Origin of the sequence: Bradyrhizobium sp. UFLA03-84, from assembly GCF_002289535.1 — a bacterium.
GTDB lineage: Bacteria > Pseudomonadota > Alphaproteobacteria > Rhizobiales > Xanthobacteraceae > Bradyrhizobium > Bradyrhizobium viridifuturi.
Genome location: NZ_NSJY01000008.1, coordinates 76,994 through 102,219 on the forward strand (window position 1 = coordinate 76,994; position 25,226 = coordinate 102,219).

23 protein-coding genes and 1 pseudogene are annotated in these 25,226 nt (G+C 65.5%); 12 read left to right on the plus strand and 12 right to left on the minus strand.

Annotated features, from left to right (window positions below; genetic code table 11):
* Nucleotides 1–3 precede the first annotated feature (3 nt).
* Nucleotides 4–1,038, plus strand: coding sequence for an aldo/keto reductase (locus CK489_RS09960; RefSeq protein ID WP_095732213.1), 1,035 nt, complete (start codon nt 4–6; stop codon nt 1,036–1,038).
* A gap of 36 nt (nt 1,039–1,074) precedes the next feature.
* Here the strand turns inward: CK489_RS09960 and CK489_RS09965 are convergent, their stop codons facing one another.
* Nucleotides 1,075–2,073: an AraC family transcriptional regulator gene (locus tag CK489_RS09965; protein ID WP_245350305.1), complete on the minus strand. Its 999-nt coding sequence runs from the start codon at nt 2,071–2,073 to the stop codon at nt 1,075–1,077.
* Between the two features lie 215 nt (nt 2,074–2,288).
* Between CK489_RS09965 and CK489_RS09970 the strand changes: the two genes are divergently transcribed.
* A complete protein-coding gene (locus CK489_RS09970) occupies nt 2,289–3,929 on the plus strand; it encodes a flavin-containing monooxygenase (RefSeq protein WP_095732184.1) in 1,641 nt (546 codons plus the stop codon).
* 38 nt (nt 3,930–3,967) lie between these two features.
* Nucleotides 3,968–5,173 carry a methyl acetate hydrolase AcmB gene (gene acmB / locus CK489_RS09975; RefSeq protein WP_095732185.1) on the plus strand — a complete coding sequence of 402 codons (1,206 nt, stop codon included), beginning with the start codon at nt 3,968–3,970 and terminating at the stop codon, nt 5,171–5,173.
* An 80-nt stretch (nt 5,174–5,253) separates the two neighbouring features.
* Here the strand turns inward: acmB and CK489_RS09980 are convergent, their stop codons facing one another.
* The gene (locus tag CK489_RS09980; protein ID WP_095732215.1) at nt 5,254–6,618 is read right to left on the minus strand and encodes a sensor histidine kinase; all 1,365 of its coding nucleotides are present in this window, start codon (nt 6,616–6,618) and stop codon (nt 5,254–5,256) included.
* Between the two features lie 5 nt (nt 6,619–6,623).
* Nucleotides 6,624–7,298, minus strand: a complete 675-nt coding sequence (locus tag CK489_RS09985; protein ID WP_050630482.1) for a response regulator transcription factor — start codon at nt 7,296–7,298, stop codon at nt 6,624–6,626.
* Nucleotides 7,299–7,633: 335 nt separating this feature from the next.
* Here CK489_RS09985 and CK489_RS09990 point away from each other — a divergent pair, with 335 nt between their 5' ends.
* Genes CK489_RS09990 through CK489_RS10005 form a run of 4 tightly spaced genes read left to right on the plus strand, consistent with a single transcriptional unit; the run spans nt 7,634 to nt 11,043 of the window.
* Nucleotides 7,634–8,212, plus strand: a complete 579-nt coding sequence (locus CK489_RS09990; RefSeq protein WP_095732186.1) for a class I SAM-dependent methyltransferase — start codon at nt 7,634–7,636, stop codon at nt 8,210–8,212.
* A 10-nt stretch (nt 8,213–8,222) separates the two neighbouring features.
* Nucleotides 8,223–8,882 carry a DedA family protein gene (locus CK489_RS09995; protein ID WP_095732187.1) on the plus strand — a complete coding sequence of 220 codons (660 nt, stop codon included), beginning with the start codon at nt 8,223–8,225 and terminating at the stop codon, nt 8,880–8,882.
* A complete protein-coding gene (locus CK489_RS10000) occupies nt 8,879–10,003 on the plus strand; it encodes a UDP-2,3-diacylglucosamine diphosphatase (RefSeq protein WP_502694112.1) in 1,125 nt (374 codons plus the stop codon). Before CK489_RS09995 ends, CK489_RS10000 begins: the two co-directional genes overlap by 4 nt.
* Nucleotides 10,003–11,043 (plus strand): glycosyltransferase family 4 protein, encoded by a 1,041-nt coding sequence (locus tag CK489_RS10005; RefSeq protein ID WP_095732217.1) that lies wholly within the window; start codon nt 10,003–10,005, stop codon nt 11,041–11,043. The genes CK489_RS10000 and CK489_RS10005 overlap by 1 nt, the downstream gene beginning before the upstream one ends.
* Here the strand turns inward: CK489_RS10005 and CK489_RS10010 are convergent, their stop codons facing one another.
* From CK489_RS10010 to CK489_RS10020, 3 genes are read right to left on the minus strand one after another with little or no spacing between them, the layout of a single operon-like run.
* A complete protein-coding gene (locus CK489_RS10010) occupies nt 11,044–12,174 on the minus strand; it encodes a threonine synthase (protein WP_095732188.1) in 1,131 nt (376 codons plus the stop codon). It abuts the gene before it with no gap.
* A gap of 6 nt (nt 12,175–12,180) precedes the next feature.
* A complete protein-coding gene (locus tag CK489_RS10015) occupies nt 12,181–12,840 on the minus strand; it encodes an HAD-IA family hydrolase (RefSeq protein ID WP_095732189.1) in 660 nt (219 codons plus the stop codon).
* A 17-nt stretch (nt 12,841–12,857) separates the two neighbouring features.
* Nucleotides 12,858–14,018 (minus strand): DSD1 family PLP-dependent enzyme, encoded by a 1,161-nt coding sequence (locus tag CK489_RS10020; RefSeq protein WP_095732190.1) that lies wholly within the window; start codon nt 14,016–14,018, stop codon nt 12,858–12,860.
* A 71-nt stretch (nt 14,019–14,089) separates the two neighbouring features.
* Here CK489_RS10020 and CK489_RS10025 point away from each other — a divergent pair, with 71 nt between their 5' ends.
* Nucleotides 14,090–15,013 (plus strand): LysR substrate-binding domain-containing protein, encoded by a 924-nt coding sequence (locus CK489_RS10025; RefSeq protein ID WP_095732191.1) that lies wholly within the window; start codon nt 14,090–14,092, stop codon nt 15,011–15,013.
* Between the two features lie 108 nt (nt 15,014–15,121).
* On the opposite strand, the pseudogene CK489_RS10030 reads toward CK489_RS10025, so the two are convergent.
* Nucleotides 15,122–17,170: pseudogene (locus CK489_RS10030) on the minus strand (acetoacetate--CoA ligase); the annotation flags it as partial.
* Nucleotides 17,171–17,356: 186 nt separating this feature from the next.
* Here CK489_RS10030 and CK489_RS10035 point away from each other — a divergent pair.
* Nucleotides 17,357–18,358, plus strand: coding sequence for a glycoside hydrolase family 3 N-terminal domain-containing protein (locus tag CK489_RS10035; protein ID WP_095732193.1), 1,002 nt, complete (start codon nt 17,357–17,359; stop codon nt 18,356–18,358).
* Between the two features lie 96 nt (nt 18,359–18,454).
* Nucleotides 18,455–18,637: a hypothetical protein gene (locus CK489_RS10040; protein WP_095732194.1), complete on the plus strand. Its 183-nt coding sequence runs from the start codon at nt 18,455–18,457 to the stop codon at nt 18,635–18,637.
* A 74-nt stretch (nt 18,638–18,711) separates the two neighbouring features.
* Here the strand turns inward: CK489_RS10040 and CK489_RS10045 are convergent, their stop codons facing one another.
* Together CK489_RS10045 and CK489_RS10050 are read right to left on the minus strand one after the other, a co-directional pair.
* Nucleotides 18,712–19,386, minus strand: coding sequence for a hypothetical protein (locus tag CK489_RS10045; protein ID WP_095732195.1), 675 nt, complete (start codon nt 19,384–19,386; stop codon nt 18,712–18,714).
* Nucleotides 19,387–19,485: 99 nt separating this feature from the next.
* Nucleotides 19,486–19,908, minus strand: a complete 423-nt coding sequence (locus CK489_RS10050) for a hypothetical protein (RefSeq protein ID WP_050630490.1) — start codon at nt 19,906–19,908, stop codon at nt 19,486–19,488.
* A 544-nt stretch (nt 19,909–20,452) separates the two neighbouring features.
* Between CK489_RS10050 and CK489_RS10055 the strand changes: the two genes are divergently transcribed.
* The gene (locus CK489_RS10055; RefSeq protein WP_095732196.1) at nt 20,453–21,061 is read left to right on the plus strand and encodes a helix-turn-helix domain-containing protein; all 609 of its coding nucleotides are present in this window, start codon (nt 20,453–20,455) and stop codon (nt 21,059–21,061) included.
* Nucleotides 21,062–21,075: 14 nt separating this feature from the next.
* On the opposite strand, the gene CK489_RS10060 is transcribed toward CK489_RS10055, so the two are convergent.
* From CK489_RS10060 to CK489_RS10070, 3 genes are all read right to left on the minus strand, one after another.
* Nucleotides 21,076–21,324 carry a hypothetical protein gene (locus CK489_RS10060; protein WP_050630492.1) on the minus strand — a complete coding sequence of 83 codons (249 nt, stop codon included), beginning with the start codon at nt 21,322–21,324 and terminating at the stop codon, nt 21,076–21,078.
* A gap of 134 nt (nt 21,325–21,458) precedes the next feature.
* Nucleotides 21,459–22,178 (minus strand): Crp/Fnr family transcriptional regulator, encoded by a 720-nt coding sequence (locus tag CK489_RS10065; protein ID WP_050630493.1) that lies wholly within the window; start codon nt 22,176–22,178, stop codon nt 21,459–21,461.
* A gap of 182 nt (nt 22,179–22,360) precedes the next feature.
* Nucleotides 22,361–23,071, minus strand: a complete 711-nt coding sequence (locus tag CK489_RS10070; protein ID WP_063781895.1) for a Crp/Fnr family transcriptional regulator — start codon at nt 23,069–23,071, stop codon at nt 22,361–22,363.
* 555 nt (nt 23,072–23,626) lie between these two features.
* On the opposite strand from CK489_RS10070, the gene CK489_RS10075 reads away from it, so the two are divergent.
* Nucleotides 23,627–25,225, plus strand: coding sequence for a flagellin N-terminal helical domain-containing protein (locus CK489_RS10075; RefSeq protein WP_050630495.1), 1,599 nt, complete (start codon nt 23,627–23,629; stop codon nt 25,223–25,225).
* Nucleotide 25,226: the final 1 nt, after the last annotated feature.

The window sequence follows — 25,226 nt, forward strand, 5'->3', positions numbered from 1 at the left end:
ATCATGGACTATCGCAATCTCGGTGCGTCCGGTCTGAAGGTCCCGGCGCTCAGCTTCGGCACCGGCACGTTCGGCGGCCAGGGACCGTTGTTCTCCGCCTGGGGCCGCAGCGACGCCGGCGAGGCACGGCGGCTGATCGACATCTGCCTCGAGGCCGGCGTCAACCTGTTCGACACCGCCGACGTCTATTCGAACGGCGCGTCGGAGGAAATTCTCGGCGCCGCGATCAAGGGCCGCCGCGACAAGGTTCTGATCTCGACCAAGACCGGGCTGCCGATGGGCGACGGCCCGCTCGACGCCGGCACCTCGCGCTATCGCCTCGTCGCCGCGGTCGACGCTGCGCTGCGCCGGCTCGGCACCGATTACATCGATCTGCTGCAGCTCCATGCCTTCGACGCCTTCACGCCGATCGACGAGGTGCTGTCGACCCTCGATACGCTGGTGCGTGCCGGCAAGCTGCGCTATGTCGGCGCCTCGAACTTCTCCGGCTGGCACTTGATGAAATCGCTCGGGATCGCCGAACGGCAGGGCTGGCCGCGCCATGTGGCGCACCAGGTCTATTACTCGCTGGTCGGCCGCGACTATGAATCTGAGCTGATGCCGCTCGCGCTCGACCAGGGCGTCGGCGCGCTGGTCTGGAGCCCGCTTGGCTGGGGCCGTCTCACCGGCAAGATCAGGCGCGGCCAGCCGCTGCCCAAGAACAGCCGCCTGCACGAGACCGCACAGTTCGGCCCGGCGGTCGACGACGAGAAGCTTTACGCGATTGTCGACGCGCTGGACGCTATAGCCGCAGAGACCGGCCGCACGGTGCCGCAGATCGCGATCGCCTGGCTGCTTACCCGTCCGAGCGTGTCATCCGTCATCATCGGCGCGCGCGACGAGGCGCAGCTGCGTGACAATCTCGGTGCGGTCGGCTGGTCGCTCTCGCCGGACCAGATCGCGCGTCTCGACAAGGCCAGTGCGGTGATGCCGGCCTATCCGTACTACCCCTACCGGATCCAGGAGGGCTTTGCCCGGATCAATCCGCCGCCGGTCTAGGCTGATCGCTGCAAAGCGGCAGGGCAGGGCCCAGTCTCACGCCTCGAACTTGGTCTCGCAGACCTGCCGGCGGTACTCCGCCGGCGTCACGTTCATGTGCTGCCGGAACACGCGATTGAGGTGGCTCTGGTCGGCGAAGCCTGCGAGCAGCGCGATCTCCTTCAGCGCCACGCGGTCCCTGCGCAGATGCTGGCACGCATGCTCGACCTTGCGCCGCAGGACGTAAGCATGCGGCCGCATGCCGTAGTGGATGCGGAACTTGCGGGCAAACTGCACCGGTGTGCAATTGCAGATGTTGGCAAGCTCCTCCAGCGTGATGTTGCGGGAGATGTTCTGCTCGACATAGTCCTCGATCAGCCGCGCATGCGCCGGCCTGAACCTGCCTTGTGCGCAGGGCATCTTGAACTCGATGGCGGCGTATTTGCGCAGGATGTGCACGCTGGCCTGCAGCGCCAGCGCGTCGTAGCAGAGCCGGCCGCCGGGTCCGCCCGCGGCGATTTCCTGAACCATCTGATCGTTGATCCAGGTCAGCATCGGGTCCTCGACCTTGAGCAGATCGTGAAGCTCGACCGTTTCGGCGTCACGGTCGAACGCTTCGCTCGCGGTCTTCGTCATCAGCGTCGGCGAGATGTAGAAATGGCTGACCTCGATGTCGTGCTGCCAGCGCCAGTTCGAGGGCTCGGCGCGCGTCAAGAGCGTCGTGACCCCGCGACCGACATGATCTTGCTTCCACGCACCGGTGACGCGGCGATTCATCGACGTGACGCCGTCGCGATAGATCACGATGAGGTAGTTTTCCGACGGCGGGACCCAGATGTCGGACGGCGCATAGCGGAAGATCCGCAGCCGGAAATCATTGCGGCCGACCGGCGAACTATCCAGCTTCAACTCGCCGGGAGCGTAGCGCGGCAGCTCCTCGACCGTGATCAACTGGCCCATCGCGCGAGCCTCCTCCCTGGATTCATCGGCGGTTGTCCGCTTCTTCTTGTTCTTCTTGGCCGGACGGCTGAGCGCAGAATAGGCCGCTTTCGCCATTTGCCAAGGAGACCAATGGCCGAGGGCGATGGCGCGGCCGCGTTCCAGAGATTGTCGGTTTCATCCAAGCCCCGGGAGCCGCAAGCCCCATAGCCTCCTGTGCGTCCCGGCAGCCTCGTCCATGCCGCCGGGGCCCAAATTGGCGCAACGCACCGTCATTCCGCGGCCAGCGGGGTGGGAAAGGGCGTGCGAGAGACCACACACAGGAGGAAATCATGACCGCGACCGCAACCAGGTCCAATGGCAGCAATGGCGCGCACGCGACATCCAAATTCGACGCCGTGGTGATCGGCGCCGGCGTTGCCGGCCTCTATCAATTGTTCCGCCTGCGCGAGCAGGGCCTGAATGTCAGGGCTGTTGACGCAGGGTCGAGCGTCGGCGGCACCTGGTACTGGAACCGCTATCCCGGCGCACGCTTCGATTCCGAAGGTCACACCTATCAGTATCTGTTCTCCGAGGACCTCTACAAAGGCTGGAGCTGGAGCGAGCGGTTTCCGGGCCAGCCGGAGATCGAGCGCTGGCTGAACTACGTGGCCGACCGTCTCGACCTCAAGAAGGACATCCAGTTCGAGACCACAGTGAAGAGCGCGCATTTCGACGAGGCGACGCAGCGCTGGCAGGTCACGACCGACAAGGGTGAGGTGATCGACACCCAGTTCCTGATCACCTGCTGCGGAATGCTCTCGGCCCCGCACGTGTCGTTCCCGGGACAGGAGACGTTCAAGGGCAAGCTGTTCCACACCGCGCGCTGGCCGAAGGGACCGATCGAACTCGCCGGCAAGCGCGTCGGCGTGGTCGGCAACGGCGCCACCGGAATCCAGGTGATCCAGTCGATCGCCGGCGAAGTCGGCCATCTCAAGGTGTTCATCCGCACCCCGCAATACATCATTCCGATGAAGAACCCGAAATGGGACGCGTCGGATGCGGAGGCCTACAAGTCGAAGTTCAAATTCCTCACCGAGCGGCTGCCGAAGACCTTCACCGGCTTCGAGTTCGACTTCGAGCACGCCTGGGCCGACCTGACGCCGCAGCAGCGCCGCCAGGTGGTCGAGGATTGCTGGAACGACGGATCGCTGAAATTGTGGGTGTCGTCCTTCGCCGAACTGTTCTTCGACGAAGCCGTCAACGCCGAGATCACCGAATTCGTGCGCGCAAAGATGCGCGAGCGGATCAAGGACCCCAAGCTGTGCGAGCAGCTGATCCCGACCAATTACGGCTTCGGCACGCACCGGGTGCCGCTGGAAAGCAATTTCCTCGAGGCTTTCCATCGGCCGAATGTCGAGATCGTCAGCGTCAAGGACAATCCGATCGCCTGCATCACGCCCGAAGGTATCCAGACTGCCGACGGCACGGTGCACGAATTCGACGTCATCATCCTGGCGACCGGCTTCGATGCCGGTACCGGCGCGTTGACGCGGATCGATATTCGCGGCCGCGACGGCCGTTCGCTGAAGGAGGATTGGGGCCGCGATATCCGCACCACCATGGGCCTGCAGGTTCACGGCTATCCGAACCTGTTCACGACGGCGGTGCCGCTCGCGCCTTCGGCCGCGCTTTGCAACATGACCACCTGCCTGCAGCAGCAGGTCGAGTGGATCGACGATTGCATCAAGTACATGCGCGGCAACAACCTGAGCGTCATCGAGCCGTCCAGGGACATCGAGGATCAGTGGGTGGCGCATCACGATGAGACCGCCAACGCGACGCTGATCGCGAAGACCAACTCCTGGTATCTCGGCTCGAATGTCGAGGGCAAGCCGCGCCGGGTGCTGTCCTATTGCGGCGGTGTCGGCACCTACCGCCAGAAATGCGACGAGGTCGCCGCGAGCGGCTATCGCGGCTTCGCCATGCAGTAGGACCACGCCGTCAACATCACAAACATGGGAAGAAAACAATGAGCACGAACTTCAGTGCGGCAGCAGATGCGATTCTCGACGGCGTCGTGACGTCGAATCCGCGCGTCCCCGGCGTCGTTGCGATGGTGACTGACCGGCATCGCAACATTTATGAAGGCGCCGCCGGCAAGCGCCGGCTCGACCAGCCGGCCGACATGTCGACCGACATGTCGACCGACAGTGTGTTCGCCATCTTCTCGACCACGAAGGCGATCACGGGCACTGCGGTCCTGCAACTCGTCGAGGAGGGCAAGCTCGATCTCGATGCGCCGGCCAAGACCTATGCGCCCGATATCGGCAAGCTTCAGGTCATCGAGGGCTTCGACGACAGGGGCGAGCCACGGCTCCGTGCGCCGAAGCGCGACATCACGACCCGCATGCTGATGGTCCATAGTGCGGGCCTCAGCTACGACTTCATCAATCACACCTACAATCGTCTTGCTCAGGAGAAGGGACAGCCGAGCGTCATCACGGCGTCCAAGGCCTCGCTGATGACACCTCTGCTGTTCGATCCCGGCGAACGGTGGGAGTATGGCACCAACATGGATTGGTGCGGGCAGATCGTCGAGGCGATCATCGGAAGGCGGCTCGGGGAGGTCTTCAAGACGCGGATCTTCGAACCGCTCGGCATTCAGGACACGGCGTTCGAGCTCACCGACGGCATGCGCCGCAAGCTTGCCGGCATTCACGCCCGCAACGCCGACGGCTCGCTGACGCCGATGGATTTCGAGTTGCCGGCCAATCCGGAGATCCACATGGGCGGCCACGGGCTCTACGGGACGATCGGCGACTACATGCGCTTCATCCGCATGTGGCTGAATGACGGCGCCGGCGAGCACGGCCGCGTCCTCAAGGCCGAGACGGTGCGGATGGCCGAGAAGAACCACCTCGGCAACAGCAAGGTCACCGCGATCACGGGCGTGATCACCTCGCTCGCCAACGACGCCGAGTTCTTCCCCGGCCAGTCGAAGTCATGGGCGCTGAGTTTCATGATCAATGACGAGAAGGCTCCGACCGGCCGTCCCGCCGGCGCGCTTGGCTGGGCCGGTCTCGCCAATTTGTTCTACTGGATCGACCGGCAGAACGGTTTCGGCGGATACTGGGCAACGCAGATCCTGCCGTTCGGCGATCCGACGTCGTTCATCGGCTACATGAACTTCGAAACGACGTTCTACGAATCCCTGAAGCTGCGCAAGGCGGGCTAGAGCGTGATCCGGAAAAGCGCGATGACGATTTAACCCAATCGCATCGCGCTTTAGCCTCGCCGCGGCCACCTCAGCTCGATTCAGGATGGCTGCACTTTCGGGAACACCATGCGCATGCAGGCGCCGCCGGACGGCGCCTGATCGACCTCGATCCGGCCGCCATGCAGGCGCATGATGCTCTGCACCAGGTCGAGGCCGAGGCCGGCGCCGCGTCCGCCCGGCTGCAGCCGGCGGAATGGCTCGAATATCTGCTCGCGCTCGTCCGGCGCGATGCCGTCGCCATCGTCGCAGACCTCGATCAGGCCCGCCGCCGTGACCCGAATCAGGATCGTGCCGCGCCGCCGTCCGTGGTCGACGGCGTTCTGCACGAGGTTGGTGAGCGCACGCTCGAGCGAGGTCTGGTCACCGGTCACCACGATGGTCTCGTCCTCGTGTTCGAAGGACATTTCATATCCCGCCGCAAAGGCGAGCGGCGCGAGGTCGAGGACGACCTGCCGCGCGACCGCGACGAGATTGACGGGACCGAACGTGTCGGCGCGCTGGTCGAGCCGTTGCAAATCGAGCAACTGGCCGGCCATGACGCTCAGCCGGGTGGCGTCCTCGAGCAGGTGGGTCTTCTCCGGCCCGGCCTCCAGCGAGGCGACCCGCGTCGAGAGGATCGCGATCGGCGTGCGCAGCTCGTGCGCCGCATCGGCGAGGAAGCGGCGATGGCGCTCGTAGCCCTTGTCGAGGCGGTCGAGCGCGGCATTGATGGCCTTGACCAGCGGGGTGATTTCGATCGGCACCTTGTCGAGCGGCAGTTGCACGCCGCGCTGATCGATGTCGATGCGCTCGGCCTGCGCCGCGACCTGCGCCAGGCCGTTCATGGCCCGGCGCACTACGAAGGGGGTCGCGACCAGCGTTGCCAGCGTCATCAGCACGACGATCGGCAGGATCATGTTGAGGAACAGCAGCGGCGTGCTCTCCAGCGCGCGCCACATCGAAAGCTCGCCGTAGGTGCCGGTCAGGATCTGGATCCGCCCTGCCGGGGTGTCGACCCATTTGACGAGACCCGCGGGGCGCATGGCTTCCGCGGCGTTCCATTTGAGCCGCGCCTCGCTGACGTGATCGAGGCTTGAGGCAATCGGCGCGAATTGCGCGGGCACCGCGCCTTCGGAGAGCTGGTGCCCCTCGCCGTCGCGGATGACGAACCAGAGGTCGGCATGCTCGGCGCGCAGGGCGGCGAGCTCCGGCGTTTGGCGCAGCGCCAGTCCACCCGTTTCATCGCGGGTGATGGCCTCGCGCAGCGTGTCGAGCGTGCTGCCTTCGTACTCGCCGATCAAGAGTCCGGCCCGCAGCAGCCCGATCGCGGCCGCCCCGATCAGCAGGATCAACAGGGTCAATGTGACGGCCTGCAGGCCCGCGAGGCGCCCGATCAGCCGCCAAGTGAGCGATCGCGGTCGCAGCACGCTCACGGTATCTCTCGCAGCACATAGCCGAGGCCGCGAACGCCGTTGATCGCGACGCCGGCGTCGGCCTCGGCGAGCCTGCGGCGCAGCCGCGACACGTGGGTATCCAGCGCATTGGGCTGCACGTCGTCGTCGAGGCCGTAGACCGCCTCCATCAGTGCGGAACGTTGCACCATGCGTCCCATCCGATGCAGCAGCGCCTCGAGCACCAGCCGCTCGCGACGTGGCATTTCCAGCGAACGTCCGTCGACGCTGGCCTCGCGATGGGCGAAGTCGAACGACAAGCGGCCGATCCGCGCGGCATGCTGCTGCATATTGGCGGGCCGGCGCAGCAGTGCGCGCAACCGTGCCAACAGCTCCTCGAATGCAAAGGGTTTGCCGAGATAGTCGTCCGCACCGCAGTCGAGGCCCGAGATCCGGTCCGCGAGCTCGCCGCGGGCGGTCAGCACCAGCACCGGCACGGTGTTGCCGCCCGCGCGCAGCTTCGGAATCAGCGACAGCCCGTCGCCATCGGGCAGTTGCCGGTCGAGCACGATCGCATCGTAGCTGCCAGCCGCGGCAATCGCCTCGGCTTCCGACAGGTCAGGCGCGTGATCCACCAGCATGTCGTGGCGCGCGAGTGCCGCACGCAGCGCTGCGACCATTTCCGGCTGGTCCTCCACCAACAGCACGCGCATTCGTCGTCTTCATCCCTGCATCGGCTTCGTCATCCGATCTGCCGGCTTTATGTCCGATTCATTGCGGCAACCTTGCGGTTTGCTCCGCGCCAATGCGTCGCGGCGTTAAATTTCGCACGCACGCGCATTCGCGACAGGCTGGCGCAAGCTTCGCATGAGACAGAGGCCTCGCTTGGAGCGGGTCGAATCGGCCCGTCACCGGCCGACACGCTCAACCGGCGGGCGCCTTCCACCACACGATGGCGGCGTCCGCAATGCGAAAGATACGCGAATGGCCTTGTTAACGAATCCGCGGCGCGAGATGCGCAACGCGCCCAGCGCGCGGGAGCTCCAGCATGTCGGCCGCTGACATCCTGCCGTTCTTCCGCGCCTGGGTGCGCAATCCGATGCGTGTCGCCGCGGTCGCGCCGTCCGGGCCCGCCATCTCGTCGCTGATGACGCAGGAGATCACGGCGGATACTGGTCCGGTGATCGAGCTTGGTCCCGGCACCGGCGTCTTCACCGACGCATTGCTGAAACGCGGCGTGAGGCAGCAGGATCTGACGCTGGTGGAGTACGGCTCCGAGTTCATCCCGCTGCTGCAGCGGCGCTTCCCGGGCGCCCGGGTGCTCTGGATGGATGCGGCCTGGCTGTGGAGGGAGAGGCTGTTCGAAGGGACGCCGGTCGGCGCCGTCGTGAGCGGGCTCGGGCTTCTCATCATGCCGCCGGAGAAAGTCACGACGATCCTCGATGCCGCCTTCCGCTATCTCCGCGCCGGCGGTGCCTTCTACCAGATCACCTATGGCCCGCGTTGTCCGGTGTCGGACGCGGTCCTGGACCGCCTCGATCTGCAGGCGAGCTGCATCGGGCAGACGTTCCGCAACCTGCCTCCGGCGTCCGTGTACCGGATCAGCCGTCGCCACTCCCACGCTTGATCGAGGCGCCATGGACACGTCGAGCACGATCGCAATGTTCCTGCACTTCGGCCTGGTCGGCGTCGGCTGCCTCGCCGTCGCCGAGAAGTTCATCCCGCTGCTGCCGTCTTACGTGCTGCTGATGCTGCTCGGGCTGACGGTCCCCGACGGCACGATGCTCGCGACGACCATCCTCGCGACCAGCGCAGGCTCTGTCGTCGGCGCGCTCGGCTGGTACGGGCTCGGGCGCGCGCTCGGCTCGCGGCGCATCGAAGGCCTGGTGACGCACTATGGCAAGTTCGTGCTGTTGCGGCCCTCGCTCTACCGGCAGCTCACCGACGCCTATCGCGGCAATCATTTCTGGGTGACGCTGATCGGCCAGACTTTGCCCACGGTGCGGATCTACCTGGCGCTGCCCGCTGGCGTGCTGCGGCTGGAGCCGCGCGCCTTCGTCATGGCGACGGCGATCGGCACCGTGATCTGGAACATGCCGTTCCTCACACTTGGCTATGCGCTGCGCGGCAGCGGCCATGATCCGGTCAGCCTCGGCTTCTGGGTGGTGGTCGTCCTGATCGCCATCGAGCTCGCGCTCTTGCTCGGATTCCGCTTCTACAAGCGCTCGCTCACGCCGCGACGTTTCGCGGAGCCGCTGGCGCTCCCCTCACGCTTGCCGGTGGAGGAAGGCGCATGAGAGCGCTGTTGTCCCGCCTGCGGCCGAGCTCGCACACGCTCGAGTGCACCGCCGCGGCATTGCTGGTGCTGGCCGCAAGCTATCAGTTCGGTGTTGCCACGTCCGGCGGGCGATATCGCGCGGCCGAGTTCGCGCTGCTGGTTCTCCTGGCAGGCATCTATTGGCATCGCTCGATCTTTCGGCGATGCGCCAGCCGCGACGTCACCCGGGTTCTCGCCGGATTGGCCGAGGCCATGGCGACGGCATTGCGGCGGGACGGCAGCAAAGTTGATCGAGATGTCCTCGTCCCGCTCGGCGGCGATCGCGCCAGCGCGGCGCGGCTCGTGTCGCGGCATCCCGTCAAGGTCAGGAGCCTGTTCATCTCCGACGTCCATCTCGGAACCAGAGGGTGCCACGCCGAGCGGTTGATCGACTTCCTTCGGCACCACGATGCCGAAACCGTGTTCCTGGTCGGCGACATCGTCGATGGCTGGTGCCTGCGGTCGAGCTGGTATTGGCCCACGGCGCACAATGCGGTCGTACGGGAGCTGATCGAGCTCGCGCAACGGGGACGGCGCCTGATCTACATTCCCGGCAATCACGACGAATTCCTGCGCGACTATGCCGGTGCGGCGTTCGGCGGCGTCGAGGTGGTCGAACGAGCGATCCATCGCGGCCTCGACGGTCGCGACTACCTTATCGTTCACGGCGATCATTTCGATCTGGTGGTGAGGCATGCGCGGTGGCTCGCGCTGATCGGCGATGTCGGCTATCGGGCCGCGCTGGCTTCCAATGTCTGGCTCAACCGGATCAGGCGTCAATTGGGGTTCGGCTATTGGTCGTTCTCGTCCTGGGCGAAATTGCGGGTCAAGAATGCGGTCAACCACATCGGCCGGTTCGAGGAGGTGCTGTCCTCCGAAGCCAGGCGACGCAACGTTCAGGGCGTGATCTGCGGCCACATCCATCACGCGGCAATGCACGACGAATTCGGCGTGCGCTACATCAATACCGGGGACTGGGTGGAGTCCTGCACCGGCGTGGTCGAGCGCTATGACGGGCAGTTCGAAATCGTCCGATGGACGGATCCGCAGCCGGCGTCGAGCGCGGCGGGCTTCGCGCCACTTGCAGAGGCGGTCGCCTGATGCGCGTCCTGGTGGCGACCGACGCCTGGCGGCCGCAGATCAATGGCGTGGTCCGCTCGCTCGAATACCTCGCCAGCGAGGCGCCGTCGCTCGGCGCGGAGATCAGCTTTCTCACGCCGACCGATTTCCGCACCGTGCCGTTGCCGGGCTATCCGGAGATCCGGCTCGCGCTGCCGTCGATCGGGCGGATCGCGCGCGCGATCGCCGCAGCGCGCCCGGACTCGGTGCATATCGCCACCGAAGGTCCGATCGGCTGGATCAGCCGCCATGTCTGCCAGACCCGCGGCTATCCGTTCACGACCAGCTATCACACCCGCTTTCCGGAATATCTCGCCGCGCGGCTGCCGGTGCCGTTGCGCTGGAGCTACGCGGCGTTGCGCCGCTTCCATAATGGCGGCGACGGAATCATGGTCGGCTCGCCGTCGCTCGAGCAGGCGCTGAAGGCGCATGGTTTCCGCAAGCTGATGCCATGGTCGCGCGGCGTCGATGCCGAGCTGTTTTGTCCCCGCGCGGAGCCGCCGCTCGCCTTCCCGGAGCCGGTGTTTCTCTATGTCGGCCGCGTCGCGGTCGAGAAGAACCTCGACGCTTTTCTTGGTCTCGACTTGCCGGGCTCGAAGGTCGTCGTCGGGGATGGACCGCTGCGCAGCAGTCTGCAGGCCCGATATCCGCACGTGCATTTTCTCGGCACGCGGACCGGGCGGGCGCTCGCCGATGTCTATGCGTCGGCCGACGTCATGGTGTTTCCGAGCCTGACCGACACGTTCGGCATGGTGCTGCTGGAGGCGCTGGCCTGCGGCGTGCCGGTCGCGGCGTTTCCGGTGATGGGGCCGCTCGACGTGATCGGCAAATCAGGCTGTGGATGTCTCGATCACGATCTGCGGCGCGCGGCGCTCGGCGCGCTGCTGGTGCCGCGCGAGAAATGCCGCGCCCACGCCTTGACCTTCACCTGGCAGGAGAGCGTGCGGCAATTCCTCGACAATATCGGGCGGGCGCACGCTTCGCCGGCGCGCGCGTCCGTTGGGGGAGCGATTGCAGTCTGACTAGCTGCCCAGCAACTCCGTGATCAGCCCTGCGGCCTTGATCCCGGTGCCGCTGATGATGACGACGGTGCGCTCCGCCGGCCGGATCGCGCCGCGGTCCTTCAGGACGTCGAGCGCGGCGGCGGCCGAGGCCGAGGTCGGCTCGACGAGCAGGCCGGTCAACGCCAGCCGCTTCAGTGCGGCGACGATGCCGTCTTCGGGGATCGCGACCGTGCCGCCGCCGCTCTCCTTCAGCGCCGCGACCATCTGCTTCAGCCGCAGCGGATGCTTGATCGCGGTGCCCTCCGCGATGGTCTTGTGGACCGGGCGATCGGCCAGCGTGTCGACGCCGGCGGCAAAGCTCGCATCGACCGGCGAGCAGTTGAGCGGCTGCGCCGCGAACAGCCGCGGCAACTTCTTGATCTGCCCGGCCGCCAGCAGTTCCTTGAAGCCGATGTAGCAGCCGAGCAGGCTGCTGCCGGCGCCGACCGGCATGATCACGTTGTCGGGCGCGGCAAATCCAAAATCTTCCCAGATCTCGTAGGCCAGCGATTTCGTGCCTTGCAGGAAGAAGGGCTGCCAATTGTGGCTGGAGTAGAATATCTGCTTCGACTGGCGGATCGCCTCCGCTTCGGATTCCTCGCGCGGGCCTTCGACCAGCTGCACCTTGGCGCCGAAGGCGTGCATCTGCGCTACCTTCATCGGCGACGTCGTTGCCGGCGCCAGGATTTTCACCCGCATGCCGCCCGCCGCGCCATAGGCTGAAACGGACGCGCCGCCATTGCCGGAAGAGTCCTCCAGCACGGCGTCGACGCCGAGCTGGCGCAGGAACGACAGCATCACCGTGGTGCCACGATCCTTGAAGCTTGCGGTCGGATTGAACCATTCGAGCTTGAAATGCGGCCGAAGGTCGCCCCATTCCTTCTCGACCGCAGGCGTGCAGCCCTCGCCCATCGTGATCGGTTGCCTGATCTCGACCGGCAGCGCCGCGCGGTAACGCCACAGCGACCGCGTCGCGCGCTCGACCTCGTCGCGGGAGATGCCGGGCAGCGGCGTCACGAGCAGCGGCTTGCCCTCGTCGGAGCACCAGCGTGGCACATCGAGCGGGTAGAGCTTTCCGTTCAGCGGGTCGACATAGCTGGGTGAAGGCATCTCGATTCAGTCCTCAAGGGGCGGGCCGGACAAGTCGCGTCCAAGCACGAAAGCCGGCAAGGTCGCAAGGCTCTCGCGAACCACGATTGGGGCGGGCGCCCCTTCCGGCAGGTTCATTGCAGCCCGATTATGCCACCAAGTCGGCAGCTGCACACGTGCCGTGCCGAACAGATCATAGGCCGATCCCGCGACGAACAGGCATCGATTTGCGGGCACCGGCAATTCGTCAAGCGCGAGCTGGTAGGGTTGCGGCTGCGGCTTGTAGTAGCCGGCGCGCTCCGCCGTCACGAAAACGGTTAGAGGAACGCCGAGGCGGTCGGCGGCGATGCGGCCGAGCCGCTCCGAGCAGTTGGTCACGACGCCGAGCGCAACGCCGGCCTCTTGCAGCGTTTGCAGGACATCGCGAATCTCGGGCCAGGGATCGAGCTCCGCATAGCGTGCGCCAAGCTCTTCGGCCCGTTCGAACGGCAGCCCGACATTGCGCGCCGCCTCGCCCACCAGATCCTCATAGGGACGATAGCGCCCGGTTGCATAGGTGTTCCTGAGATACTCGGCGCGCCAGCGCAGCCCGGCCTCATCGGAGCCGGCGACCTTGTTCCAAAGCGTCCAGCTGTCGAGCAGCGCGGTCAAGAGGTCGAACAACACAGCGTCATAGGCTCGCGTCATGGGCCGCGCTCCATTTCCTACCATCCGCGGAACCGCTCCCATTGTCTGACGGTGCCGGAGCCGGCAGCGACGACATGATAACAGTCGTGCTGGGCTCCGGTCGCGCAGGCATGGTTCGGCAGGACGCGCACTTTCGTGCCGACCCGCAGCGTCGCCTGTGGCGCGGTGCTGCCGGGGCGAAGCGCGATGATGCCGTGCTCCTGATTGGTCTCGGTCACGATCAGATCGGGATAGGGCCGTCCATCGATATCGCAGACGATGCCGTAACCCTGATCGACCGGTTGCCGTGCGGTGCCGCGATCGCGCGACAGCGCCATCCAGCCTGCGTCGATGAAGGTCCAGCCACGGTCGGCGCGATGGCCGATCACTGTCGCGAGCACCGACAGCGCGATGTCCTCGACTGCGCAGACCCCGATCCCGGCCATCACCAGGTCGAACATCATGAAGACGCCGGCGCGTACCTCGGTGACGCCGTCGAGCCGGCGCGCGAAATGCGCTGTCGGCGTCGAGCCGACGCTGACCACGGGGCAGGGCAGTCCGGCCCCGCGCAAAGCCTCGGCGCAGGCAACCGCGGCGACGCGCTCCTGCTCGGCGGCCTGCTCGAGTGCCTCAACGCTACGGCAGGAATAGGATTCGCCGGCATGCGCCATGACGCCGCGCAGTTCGGCGCCGCCTTGGTGCAGCGCGCGGCCGATCTCGACCAGCAGCGGGTCGTTCGCGTTCACACCGGCGCGATGGCCGTCGCAATCGATCTCGATCAGCACGGGGATGCGGTCGCCCGTCATGCGCGCCATCGCGGTGACTGCGGCGGCCTGCTCGAGGCTGTCGAGCACCACGGACAGGTCCACGCCCTGCCGCCGCAGCGCGGCGACGCGATCGAGCTTCTGCGGCGCGATGCCGACGGCGTAGAGGATGTCTTTCACGCCGGCCGCGGCAAAAGCCTCAGCCTCTTGCAAGGTCGAGACCGCGGCCGGACCGCCCGGGCCGTCCATCACGGCGCGCGACGCCGGAATTGATTTCGCGGTCTTCAGATGCGGGCGCAGCGGCACGCCGAGCCGCGCCAGCCGCGTCTTCAGGCGGGCGATGTTGTGCAGCATGCGGTCTTCGTCGAGCACCAGGCAGGGCGTGTCGATCCCGGCGAGCGGGTGCGGTGCATTCAGGACAGGGGCTGATGTCATGCGCCAAGACTAGCCGTTTCCATGCTAAGTACAATTTACCGAGTGTCATTGTTATATTAAGTATAGGCTTAATGATCTCGACCGACGACATCCGCTTCTTCCTGGCCATCGCCGCGGCCCGGTCGCTCGCGGCCGCGGCGCGGGCGCTCGACGTGACGCCGTCGGCGGTCTCACAGCGGCTGCAAAGCCTCGAACAGCGTTTGGGTGTTCAACTGGTCAGCCGTTCGGCCCGGCGGCTGACGTTGACCGACGAGGGCGAGCTGCTGGTGCTGCGCGGCGGCACGCTGCTTGACGAGGCGACGGAGCTGACCGACGCGCTGCAGGCGCGTCGCGGCACCATCGCCGGCCATCTGAAGGTTCTTGCGCCGCTCGGCTTCGGGCGGCGCTATATCGCGCCGGTCGTTGCCGCCTTCCGGTCACGTCATCCCGAGGTGTCGGTCGAGCTCGAACTGTCCGATCGGCCGGGCCGTGCCGCCGCGGGTGCGTGGGACGTGATGATCCACATCGGTGCGCTGAAGGACTCCACGCTGCGCTTGCTGCGCCTTGCGCCGAACGAGCGTTACCTGTGTGCCTCGCCTGCCTATCTGAAACGCCAGGGAACGCCGGCGCGCCCGCAGGATCTGCGCTCGCATCAGTGCATTGCCTTGCGTGAGAACGAAGAGGACGTGACGCTGTGGCGGTTCTCCCGCAAGCGAGCCGCTTCGGAGCCTGATGTCGTCAGGATCGAGCCGATGCTGTCGAGCAATGACGGCGAGGTCGTGAAGACCTGGGCGCTGGCGCATCACGGCCTGATCGTCAGGTCGGAGTGGGATGTCGCCGAGGATCTCGCCGCCGGCCGGCTGGTCCGTGTTCTGCCGAACCTTCGCCTGCCGCCGGCCGACATCGTCGCACTGCTCAATCCCGGACGCGGCGGCCGCGCCCGACGCACCCAGGCTTTCGTCGAGCAGCTGCGCGCTGCGCTTGCGCCGCCGCCATGGCGCAGCGGGCCGCGCTAAAGCATGATCCGGAAAAGTGCGTGGCGGTTTTCCGAAAAGATCATGCTCAAACAATGAACTAAAGCGCGATGACGATTCAACCCAATCTCATCGCGCTTTAGCCGGCGCTCATGCCGCGCCGGCCTGCTTGCTCAGATAGGTCCTGGCAAAATCGAGATACCAGTCGAGGCATCCAGGGTTGGCCATCGCATCGCGGTTGATGACCTTCTCGACGGGGTGGCCGAGCAACAGCTTCTTGACCGGCAGTTCCTGCTTCTTGCCGGACAGTGTGCGCGGAATCTCCGCCACCACGAAGATATCGTTGGGCAGGAAGCGGCGCGACAATCCGGCTTCGATCGCCTTGTTGATACTGGCCTTCATCGCGGCATCGAAGGCAACGCCCTCGCGCAGCACCACGAACAGCGGCATGTAGCTGTCGCGTCCGAGATATTCGAGGTCGACGACCATCGAATCCAGCACCTCCGGCAGCGCCTCGATCGCCGAATAGAGTTCGCTGGTGCCCATCCGCAGGCCGTGGCGGTTGATGGTGGCGTCGCTGCGGCCATAGATCACGCAGGAGCCGTCGGGATTGATCTTGAGCCAGTCGCCATGCCGCCACACCGGGCCGCGGCCGGTGCCGTCGAAATTGTCGGGATAGGTCTCGAAGTAGCTCGACAGATAGCGCGCATTGCCGGGGTCGTTCCAGAACCGCAGCGGCATCGAGGGCAGCGGCTCGGTGCAGACCAGCTCGCCGACCTCGTCGAGCACGGCGCGGCCCTGCTCGTCGAACGCCTCCACCGCGCAGCCGAGCAGGCGGCATTGCATGATGCCCGGCGTCTGCGGCAGCTCGCGATTGCCGCCGATGAAGGCGCCGGCGAAATCGGTGCCGCCGGAAATGTTGGCCCACCACATGTCGGCCTGCGCTGTGTTGCCGTTCGTCTTCGACAGCGCGGCGAAGCGTTCGTTGAACCAGGCTTGCGTGTCGGCTGACAGCGGCGAGCCGGTCGAGCCGAGCGTGCGTAGGCCCGAGAGGTCGCCGACACCGGCGAGATCGATCTCCGCCTTGGTGCAATTGGCGAAGAACGCTGCACCCGCGCCGAAGAAGGTCGCCTTGGCGTCGGCGACGAAGCGCCACAGCGTGGTCCAGTCCGGCTTGTCCTTGGTGCCGCCGGGGCTGCCGTCGAAGATGCAGCAGGTGGTGCCGTTGAGCAGGCCGTTGGCCTGGCAGTTCCACATGATCCAGCCGGTCGAGGAGTACCAGTGGAAGCGTTCGCCAAACGAGTTCGGCTGGTAGCTGCAGCCGATGTCGTTGTGCAGCGTCGACAGCGGCAGCGCCACCACGATGATGCCGCCGTGGCTGTGCAGGATCGGCTTCGGCAATCCCGTGGTGCCGGAGGAATAGACGATCCAGAGTGGATGATCGAACGGCAGCCATTCCGGCTCGAAGGCGTCGATCTCCGCGCTTTGGTCCGCGAGGATGGATGACAGCCGCGTCTCGGACGGTGCCGCGTCGCTGTGCAGGATGACATGCTCGACCGTCGGCAGCGCGCGCCGCAACTCCTCGATCACGCCTTGCCGGTCGTGGCGGCGGCCGGCATAGGTCACGGCATCGCAGGCGATCAGCACTTTCGGCTCGATCTGCTTGAAGCGATCGATCACCGCGGGCGCCGCCATGTCGGGGGCGCAGACGCTCCAGATCGCGCCGAGACTGGCGGTGGCGAGAAACGCGATGATGGTCTCGGGGATGTTCGGCAGGTAGGCGGCGACGCGATCGCCGGCACGGACGCCATTGGCCTTCAGATGCAGCGCCAGCGCCGCCGATTTGCGTTGCAGTTCGGGCCAGCTCGTCTCCGACAACTTGCCGTCCTCGCCGCTCGCAATCAGGGCGGGCAGGCCGGCGGCATGCGCCGGCGCGACGTGGCGGAACACCTGGCGGGCGTAATTCACCGAAGCGCCGGGAAACCACACCGCGCCGGGCATCTTGCGGTCAGCGAGCACCGCCGAATGCGGCGTCGGCGAGCGCAGGTCGAAATAATCCCAGACGCTCTGCCAGAATGCGTCGATATCGGTGACCGACCAGCGCCGCATCGTTTCGAAATCCGCAAACGTGAGGCCGCGGGTCTCCTTCAGCCAATCGCGGTAAAGGGCCATTTGCGGGACGTAAGGTGCTGTCATGAGCGGTTTCCGGCGTTTCTTGTGTTGTGGCGGACGCGTGTGCGGCGTGCCGGCGTGTCTTAACATAGGGATGCGAGCGCGGGGAACGCAGTCGGGCAGCGGCTTGCGTCATATTCATACCGCCGCGGCAGCGTGCTATTCCGCAAGCGCGCGGGTTGATTCGATGCGTATCCAGGTGAGCGAGCGGCGATGTCGATCGGCGAACTTTTCATCCTCGGCTTCTACGGCAAGGTCATCCCGGCCTGGCTGAAGGACTTTGCCGCGCAGTTCGGGCTCGGCGGAGTGATCCTGTTCGATTACTCGTGCCAAACCCGCCAATACGACAACAACATCGCTTCGCCCGAGCAGGTGCAGTCGCTCTGCGCCGCGATCGCCGCGCTGCCGTCGCAGCCGCTGGTCTTCATCGACCAGGAGGGCGGCCTGGTGCGCCGGCTCAAGGATGGCCTGGGCTTCCAGCCGCTGCCGAGCGCGAGGGATTTCAATCTGCTCGCACCGGCGGATAAGCAGGCGATCCTTGGCGCAAGCTATGGCGAGCTGCGCCGGCTCGGCATCCGCTACAATTTCGCGCCGGTCATCGACGTCGACTACAATTCCGACAATCCCAATATCGGCAGGATCAAGCGCTCTTATTCCTCAGATCTCGGCGAGGTCGCGGCCAATGCCCGCCTGGTCGACGCCGCGGCGCGGCAGGCTCGGGTAGGTCTCTGCCTGAAGCATTATCCGGGGATCGGCGGCGCGCACGTCGATTCGCATCTGGAATTCATGGACATTTCCGACGCGCTGCGGCCGGAGCAGGAAGAGCTGTTCTACGCGTTGGCCCCGGATACCTACGGTGACGCGGTGTTGGTCAGCCACGCCATTGTCCGCCAATGGGACCCGCAGCATCCGATGACATTGTCACCGGCCGGGATCGGCCGGCTGCGCCGCCGCCTGCCCGAGACGCTCCTGATCACCGACGACATGCAGATGCAGGGCCTGCAGAAGGCACTCGGCACCAGCGCCGCCAGCCTGCGGGCGATCGCCGCCGGCATGGACATGATCTGCATCGGCAACAATTTGTTCGACCAGGAGCAGGAGATGCTCAGCGTCGCCGCGGCGGTCGCGGGTGCAGTGCAGGACGGATCGCTGGACCAGACCGCGGTGCGGCAATCGATAGCGCGCGTGCAAGAGCGCAAGGCGCTGCTCGCCTGATCGCGTTGAACCAAAATTTGTGCCGGGCGACCACAGGGAACGGAACCAAATTTCATTACCGCGATTTAACATCGACGCTCATCGGGGCTAACAACCATGAAGATGCTCAAGCGTCTCTTCCGATTGACCTGGCTACGCCGCGTTGCACGCAGTTCAGCCGATTTTCCACCTGCCTCCATCGACCCCGACGAATTCAGCCGCCTGCTTTGCAGCGGGCGCCGCGAGGATTTGCGGATACTGGCAAAGCGGCTGAGCCAGCGCTCGCGCGCCCACGCGTAGTCGGTGCGTCGGGGCGAGTGCGGGTTGGTTCTGACTGAAGCAGAACCGGCAAGTCCGGCGCGCGCTTCGCTGCGCTAGTTCTGGCTCCAGGCAGTCAGGGCCATGGCGAAGGCGGCATCTCCCGACGATCCTTTTTCGACGGCAAGGATCGCACGACGCTGATTGCCGTCGACGATCGCGATATCGAACCAAGGCCGTTCCTTGAGCGCCTGCAGGTTGCGTTGCCGGTCCATCTGGCCGTTCGACAGGCCGATCATGAACATGTTCTCGGCGACCCTGGCGGAGACACCGACGAGCGGCGTGCCGTGGCCCTGCTCGGTCGATTTCGTCAACACGCCCGGCACGGTGGCGATGCGCTGCCCGATATATCCAGGGACCGGCACGAAGGTCAGCTCGATCACATGGCTGGCCGGAAGAGCCTTGTCGACGTTGCGCTTGAGCGTCAGCGCCAACTTGAACCGTTTCGGGATGTCGATGTCGGCGAGCACGATCGTCTCATCGGACGCTTCCGCCGTCTTGATCGTGTCGGCGTGCCAGACGACCGAGCCGAGAAGCTTCCGGCCAACCGGATCGGCAGGATCCTCCTCGAACAGCACGGCCCAGGCAGCGGACGGCGCCACCTCATCCGCAGCGGCGGGTAGCTTGCCCGGATGGCCGGCGCTCGACACCAGCAAAGCCAGCGCGAAGACCAGTCGGCGGCGCAGCCGGCAGGTCGCGGGCGCGCTCAAGCTGTGTTCGTTTCCGGTCATGGCTGGACTTCCGTCACCTCGGTGATGGACGTCCATCACCTCGGCGGTGAGCTCTACCGAGGCGGGAAAGACCGGGCAAGTGCACCTGGTCCGATTTGGTTACTGCTTCGCCTTTTCGTGCTTGCCGATCCCGACCGCCTTGTAGTCGTAGGTCGGATAGAACTCGGTGCGATAGGCGCCCCAGGCGCTGTTCTCGATGACGCGGTTGACCTCGCGCAGTCGCGACGCCGGCAGCCGCAGGGTCACCACCTGGCCGGCGCCCATCATCACATACCAGCTCACCACCTCGACACCTTCGGGCGGAAACGCCTTGTAGAAGCCCTGTCGCTCGAGCTGCGCATTGAGTTCGCCGAGTGGGCGCGATTGATCATGCTTGAAGAAGATCGTGATCATGATCGTGTTGTCTTGTACCGGCGCTGCATCGCTGGTCGGCGGGGTCTGGGCCTGCGCACCGGCACTGGCCAGCAGCGCTGCGGCGAGCGCCGCGATCGAGAACCAGGATCCATTCCGCCCTCGCTTCATTGTCGCACCCATTTTGTTGGCCGAGAGGCGGCGATCATCGCGGCGCGTGCCGGGGGCTGTAAACCGACATTCGCCTGACCCCAGCGTCCGCCGCCCGATGTGAACCGTCTCACACGAATATTGCCCAACGTGCGGTAAGCCGATGCGATCCCGATGCTCTGAGGGATGATCGATGTCGACCCGGCGAATGGCGTACTGGTGGTTCAGGTTCGTTCTTTCGGGACGGTTCCTGCAGAAATTCCTGCGGCTCCGGCGCCTCTGAGGGGCAGCGTGCGTCCCGGCCATTTCAACCCGAGCCCTTTGGGGCGGGTCGGATGCGCCTGCCAAGGTAATGCCTCGCCCTCGGGATCATCGGGGATGCAAGAGTCCCGCCGTCCCGTAAGAATACTGTAATTCGACTCAAATATGCGAGATTCATTGCCAAATCAGCGGTAATCTGCGCCTGCTTGGCAGGTCGGGGCCCGAGGTCACAGTTGCGTCACCCGTAGTTTTACGGAGTCCCGTGTTAACGCGGCCACAAGTTCACCTTCGGTAAACCATACTTATGACGCAACATGACAATCGAGCCGAGGCGCGCCTTCCGGCATGGATGGGCGGAACCGCGGCGCTCGAGGGGCCGACGCCTGAGGATCATGGGGCTACTTCGCCGCGACCGCAGGGGACCTCGGACGCCGGCGCGGCCATCGTCCGGCAGTTCAATGGGCCGGTGACCGCGCTGCTGCTCTATATGAACGAGCTCAAACAGCACAGTCAGCAGTTCGCGCACGCACCCGGCAATGGCGTCTATCTGCGCCAGGTAATCGAGAACGCGCTCGAACAGACCGAGCGGGTGTCTGCGATGCTGAAGCAGATTTCGGATCTCTATCCGAATGCCGTTCCGGCAACCGACCTCAGGCCGCAGGGTGACGACAAACCGGCAGGCGCCCGGTCACCCGATGTCATGTTCGCGCCGGAGGCCGGCCGCAAGCCGTTGACCAAGCGCGAGCGTGAGGTGCTCAGCCTGATCAGCGACGGCTATTCCAACAAGCAGGGCGCGCTGCGGATGAACATCAGCCCGCGCACATTCGAGAGCCATCGTGCCGAGGCCATGCGCAAGCTCGGCGCGCGCAACACCGCGGATCTGGTCCGCAAGGCCTTGCTGCATTCCGCCTGAGCGGAGACTGGTTGTCAGAAATCGTCTTCCGCGGTGAAGCACAGCCGCGGCGCGAGCCGCGCGGCGGGAGCGGCCGTCTTGGGTTGCTCCGGAACGATCGTGACCACCCACGCCGCCGTCGCGCCGGACTTGCTCTCGACGATCGCGCGCACCCGTCCGGTGACCGTCGCGCCGGCGGACCTGACCGTGGCTGGCCGACCGTTGAACTGGGCCATGCGGAAGCGCCGGGCTTCCTTCCGATCGGTCGTCTCGTACGTGAACATCGGCTCCCCCGTGCGTCCAGGCAACTTTGCGGAAGCAGCGTTATCCGACGGTGAAAATCCCACGCCGTAGAAGTACGGCTTGCGCGACGGCCGGTGCGCTGTTGCGCGGAGCGGGAATCGCTTGAATCGAAATCCTAGCCGCTGGTTTCCTCGCAACTCAGCAGTCTCGCATATTGCGCCTTGACGGCGGCGTAGCATTCGCAGGCGGTCCTGATCAGTCCGTCCGCATTGGTGATCTCGATGTGGCCGCGGCTGTAGTGAATGAAGTTGGCCTGCTGCAAGGTATGCGCGACCAGCGACACGCTGTTGCGGCGCGCGCCGATCATCTGTGCCATCGCCTCCTGCGTCAGGACGATCTTGTTGCTGCCGGAGAGATCGCGCGTATGCAGCAGGCATCGCGCCAGCCGCGACTCCACGGTATGGACGGCGTTGCAGCCCGCGGTCTGCTGGATCTGGGCATAGACGGCGAGCCCGTGCCGGATCAGCATGGTGCGAAGCGTCGGGCTCTGGCCGGCAGCCACGCGCAACGGCTCGAGCTCCACCGTCGAGGCAATGCCGGGCACCAGCACCGTGGCGTTGTTCAGGACCCGCCCCTCGACCAGCGGAGCGAATGCGCCGAAAATGCTGTCGCGGCCGACCATTGCGACCTGGACGCGCTCGCCCCTCGCCAGCTTGACCACCAGCGAGATCACGCCCTTGTGCGGCATGTATGTCCGCTTGAGCATCTCGTCGGTCTCGATCAGGACCGAATCGGCGGCGAGGTCGACCGTCCGCAAATGCGGTCGGATCAGCTCGAAATCGCTCGCAGAGAGCGACGACAAAAACCCGTTGGGTGATCGCGGAACCGTATCCAAAGCAACCTCCTGCCTTCCCGGCAAAGCTTGTCTCTGGTCACCAGGGCTAACGCGTGCAGCTAGACGTCCCTGCAACTTATTCTGGCACGTCTGGGTTCCAATGGAAACACATCCCGGTTCCATTAGGAATATGCTGATCGCCGCAGCCTCACATTATCTGCGGCTGAGTGGGGTTGCAGCGATCAATCGTCCGGTCCGATCAATTGTTCGGCGTGTGCCTTGACGGTCGCATAACATTCACACGCCGCCTTCCGCAGGCCGTCGATATCGGTGATTTCGATCTGGCCGCGGCTGTAGCGCAGGATGCCGGCCTGCTGAAACCCGTGCGCGACGATCGAAACCGCGTTGCGCCGGACTCCGATCATCTGCGCCAGCATCTCCTGGGTCAGCGGCAGCGCTTCGCTGCCGCACAGGTCGCGTGCGCGCAGCAGCCAGCGCGACAGCCGCGCCTCCACGGGATGCGAGACGTTGCAGGCGACGGATTGCTGCGTCTGCGCCATCAGCGCCTGCTCATAGAGCGCAACCAGGGTGCGGAATTCTGCGCTGCGATTGGCGGCCTCGCGGAAATCTTCCGCCCGCACCACCGACGCCGTGCCCGGCACGACGACAATCGCGTCGGCGAGCAGCGGCCGCTCATGCAGAGCGGCGGACGCGCCGACGGCACCGTCGCGACCGATGGTTGCAATCTCGACGGATTGCCCGTCGGAGAGATTGACCATCATCGAGACCACGCCGGCGTGCGGGAAATAAACCCGCTGCACCGGTGCGCCGGCATCGGCCAGCGCCGTTTCCTTGGTCAGGTCGACGGTTTCCAGAAGAGGATGAAGTTGCGCGTATTCCGCTGGGGGAAGTGCTTGCAACAGACGATTGGGCGGACGCGATACCGCGGACATTGGAGCTCCTGCCGAGGGCGGGAGCACTACAGTCTCGCATCACCTACTCTTGGCGTGTGGACTGCGAACATAGCTTGCCTGTCCAATAGCACAAGGGTTGTAGTGCGAACCTTATACCCTCTAGGGGGCAGACGATCGGCATCGCCCCGCTCCGTGCCACGATCGAAGCGATTCGTACGACACGCAATCCGGCCGGTACGGTTGCGACATTGTCTCGCATTTATTGATTTCCATTAACTCTGATGCAGACCAGGCGCGCGTCGTCGATGATTGCCGTTCCGGGTTTCGAAGCCGCCAGCCGGCAGCGTGAGCATGTGGCAAGTCCCGCAAATGCGGGGACAAATTCGCCGCCGCGTCGTCGATCCGGCGGCGGACAAAGTCGGTTTGGTCACGCGTCTGCGCGGCAGCCGTAGAATTACCGGCAAGAGCCGTTCTGGGTATTTGTACGGAGCAGCCCTTTAACGAACGGGTAGCGCGGACGGACCAGTGTGGCACCGGTCGCCGTGCGAAATTTACGGCGTCGCGTCAATCGTGTTCATCCAGAAGGGTATCAGTATGTCCGGCATCGTCCTCTCGGCATCGGTCCGTCAAAATCTGCTTTCGCTGCAGTCGACGGCCGACCTGCTCGCCACCACGCAGAACCGCTTGTCCACCGGCAAGAAGGTCAACACTGCTCTCGACAACCCGACCAACTTCTTCACGGCGCAGTCGCTCGACAACCGCGCCAGCGACATCAACAACCTGCTGGACGGCATCGGCAACGGCGTGCAGGTGCTGCAGGCCGCCAACACCGGCATTACCTCGCTGCAGAAGCTCGTCGACAGCGCCAAGTCGGTCGCCAACCAGGCCCTGCAGGCTGCGGTCGGCTATTCGCAGAAGTCGCAGGTGACCACCGCCGTGATCACCGGCGCCACCACCGACGATATCCGCGGCACCGCGACCTACAGCAACGCCACGCTCGCCGGCACGGCCGTCAACAACAACCTCACGGTGCCCGCGGCGATCACGGCCGCCACCAAGCTCGTCAGCGCGACCAACTCCGATACCCTGGCGACGACCCCGACCGGTGTGATCAACGTCAACGGCAAGACGATCTCGTTCTCGACCTCGCAGACCACGTCGACGACCGACTCGGCCGGTAACGTCACCCTCGGCACCGGCGCGGGCAGCACGCTGACGGTCGGCGACCTGCTCACCGCGATCGACGGCATCACCGGCGCGACCACCGCCTCCACCGTGTCGGCCGGCGCGCTCCAGATCAGCACCGGCATCAACCAGGACCTCAACATCTCGGGCTCCGGGCTGGCCGCTTTCGGTCTCACGGCCGGAACCACGGCGCGCACCGTGGCGACGCCGTCGCCGCTCGATGGCCTGACGCTGACGATCGGCGCGACCGGCAACGGCACCGCCACCAACATCACGTTCGGCAGCGGCACGGGCAAGGTGAAGTCGCTCAACGACCTGAACGCCGCACTGTCGGCCAACAACCTGCAGGCGTCGCTCAGCGCGGGCGGTGCGCTCACCATCAGCACCACCAACGATGCTGCGTCCGCGACCATCGGCACGATCGGCGGCACGGCAGCCGCTTCGGGCAAGCTGTTCAACGGCCTCGCGGGCAGCGCCCCGGTGCAGGATCCGAACGGGCTGGCCAACCGCGCCAACCTGGTCAGCCAGTACAACAACATCCTGGACCAGATCACCACGACCGCCCAGGACGCGTCGTACAACGGCATCAACCTGCTCAATGGCGATCAGCTCAAGCTGACCTTCAACGAGACGGGCTCCTCGACGCTGAAGATCCAGGGCGTCACCTTCGATGCTTCCGGCCTCAACCTCACCAAGCTGGTGGCCGGCACCGACTTCATCGACAACGCTTCGGCCAACGCCACGCTGAAGACGCTCAACAACGCGAGCGGCCTGCTGCGCACCCAGGCTTCGACCCTCGGTTCGAACCTGTCGATCGTGCAGATCCGCCAGGACTTCTCGAAGAACCTGATCAACGTGTTGCAGACCGGCTCGTCCAACCTGACGCTGGCCGACACCAACGAGGAAGCGGCCAACAGCCAGGCGCTGTCGACCCGCCAGTCGATCGCGGTGTCCGCGCTGGCGCTGGCCAACCAGTCGCAGCAGAGCGTTCTGCAGCTGCTCCGCTAAG

What these genes read in the sequence shown, in the direction of transcription:
- CK489_RS10025 (WP_095732191.1), top strand. Translation starts at nt 14,090, where the DNA reads ATGATCTCGACCGACGACATCCGCTTCTTCCTGGCCATCGCCGCGGCC.
- CK489_RS09960 (WP_095732213.1), top strand. Translation starts at nt 4, where the DNA reads ATGGACTATCGCAATCTCGGTGCGTCCGGTCTGAAGGTCCCGGCGCTC.
- CK489_RS10055 (WP_095732196.1), top strand. Translation starts at nt 20,453, where the DNA reads ATGACGCAACATGACAATCGAGCCGAGGCGCGCCTTCCGGCATGGATG.
- CK489_RS10005 (WP_095732217.1), top strand. Translation starts at nt 10,003, where the DNA reads ATGCGCGTCCTGGTGGCGACCGACGCCTGGCGGCCGCAGATCAATGGC.
- CK489_RS09970 (WP_095732184.1), top strand. Translation starts at nt 2,289, where the DNA reads ATGACCGCGACCGCAACCAGGTCCAATGGCAGCAATGGCGCGCACGCG.
- CK489_RS09990 (WP_095732186.1), top strand. Translation starts at nt 7,634, where the DNA reads ATGTCGGCCGCTGACATCCTGCCGTTCTTCCGCGCCTGGGTGCGCAAT.
- CK489_RS10070 (WP_063781895.1), bottom strand. Translation starts at nt 23,071, where the DNA reads ATGTCCGCGGTATCGCGTCCGCCCAATCGTCTGTTGCAAGCACTTCCC.
- CK489_RS10045 (WP_095732195.1), bottom strand. Translation starts at nt 19,386, where the DNA reads ATGACCGGAAACGAACACAGCTTGAGCGCGCCCGCGACCTGCCGGCTG.
- CK489_RS10060 (WP_050630492.1), bottom strand. Translation starts at nt 21,324, where the DNA reads ATGTTCACGTACGAGACGACCGATCGGAAGGAAGCCCGGCGCTTCCGC.
- CK489_RS09995 (WP_095732187.1), top strand. Translation starts at nt 8,223, where the DNA reads ATGGACACGTCGAGCACGATCGCAATGTTCCTGCACTTCGGCCTGGTC.
- CK489_RS10050 (WP_050630490.1), bottom strand. Translation starts at nt 19,908, where the DNA reads ATGAAGCGAGGGCGGAATGGATCCTGGTTCTCGATCGCGGCGCTCGCC.
- CK489_RS10000 (WP_502694112.1), top strand. Translation starts at nt 8,879, where the DNA reads ATGAGAGCGCTGTTGTCCCGCCTGCGGCCGAGCTCGCACACGCTCGAG.
- CK489_RS10035 (WP_095732193.1), top strand. Translation starts at nt 17,357, where the DNA reads ATGTCGATCGGCGAACTTTTCATCCTCGGCTTCTACGGCAAGGTCATC.
- CK489_RS10015 (WP_095732189.1), bottom strand. Translation starts at nt 12,840, where the DNA reads ATGACGCGAGCCTATGACGCTGTGTTGTTCGACCTCTTGACCGCGCTG.
- CK489_RS10040 (WP_095732194.1), top strand. Translation starts at nt 18,455, where the DNA reads ATGAAGATGCTCAAGCGTCTCTTCCGATTGACCTGGCTACGCCGCGTT.
- CK489_RS10075 (WP_050630495.1), top strand. Translation starts at nt 23,627, where the DNA reads ATGTCCGGCATCGTCCTCTCGGCATCGGTCCGTCAAAATCTGCTTTCG.
- acmB (WP_095732185.1), top strand. Translation starts at nt 3,968, where the DNA reads ATGAGCACGAACTTCAGTGCGGCAGCAGATGCGATTCTCGACGGCGTC.
- CK489_RS09985 (WP_050630482.1), bottom strand. Translation starts at nt 7,298, where the DNA reads ATGCGCGTGCTGTTGGTGGAGGACCAGCCGGAAATGGTCGCAGCGCTG.
- CK489_RS09965 (WP_245350305.1), bottom strand. Translation starts at nt 2,073, where the DNA reads ATGGCGAAAGCGGCCTATTCTGCGCTCAGCCGTCCGGCCAAGAAGAAC.
- CK489_RS10020 (WP_095732190.1), bottom strand. Translation starts at nt 14,018, where the DNA reads ATGACATCAGCCCCTGTCCTGAATGCACCGCACCCGCTCGCCGGGATC.
- CK489_RS10010 (WP_095732188.1), bottom strand. Translation starts at nt 12,174, where the DNA reads ATGCCTTCACCCAGCTATGTCGACCCGCTGAACGGAAAGCTCTACCCG.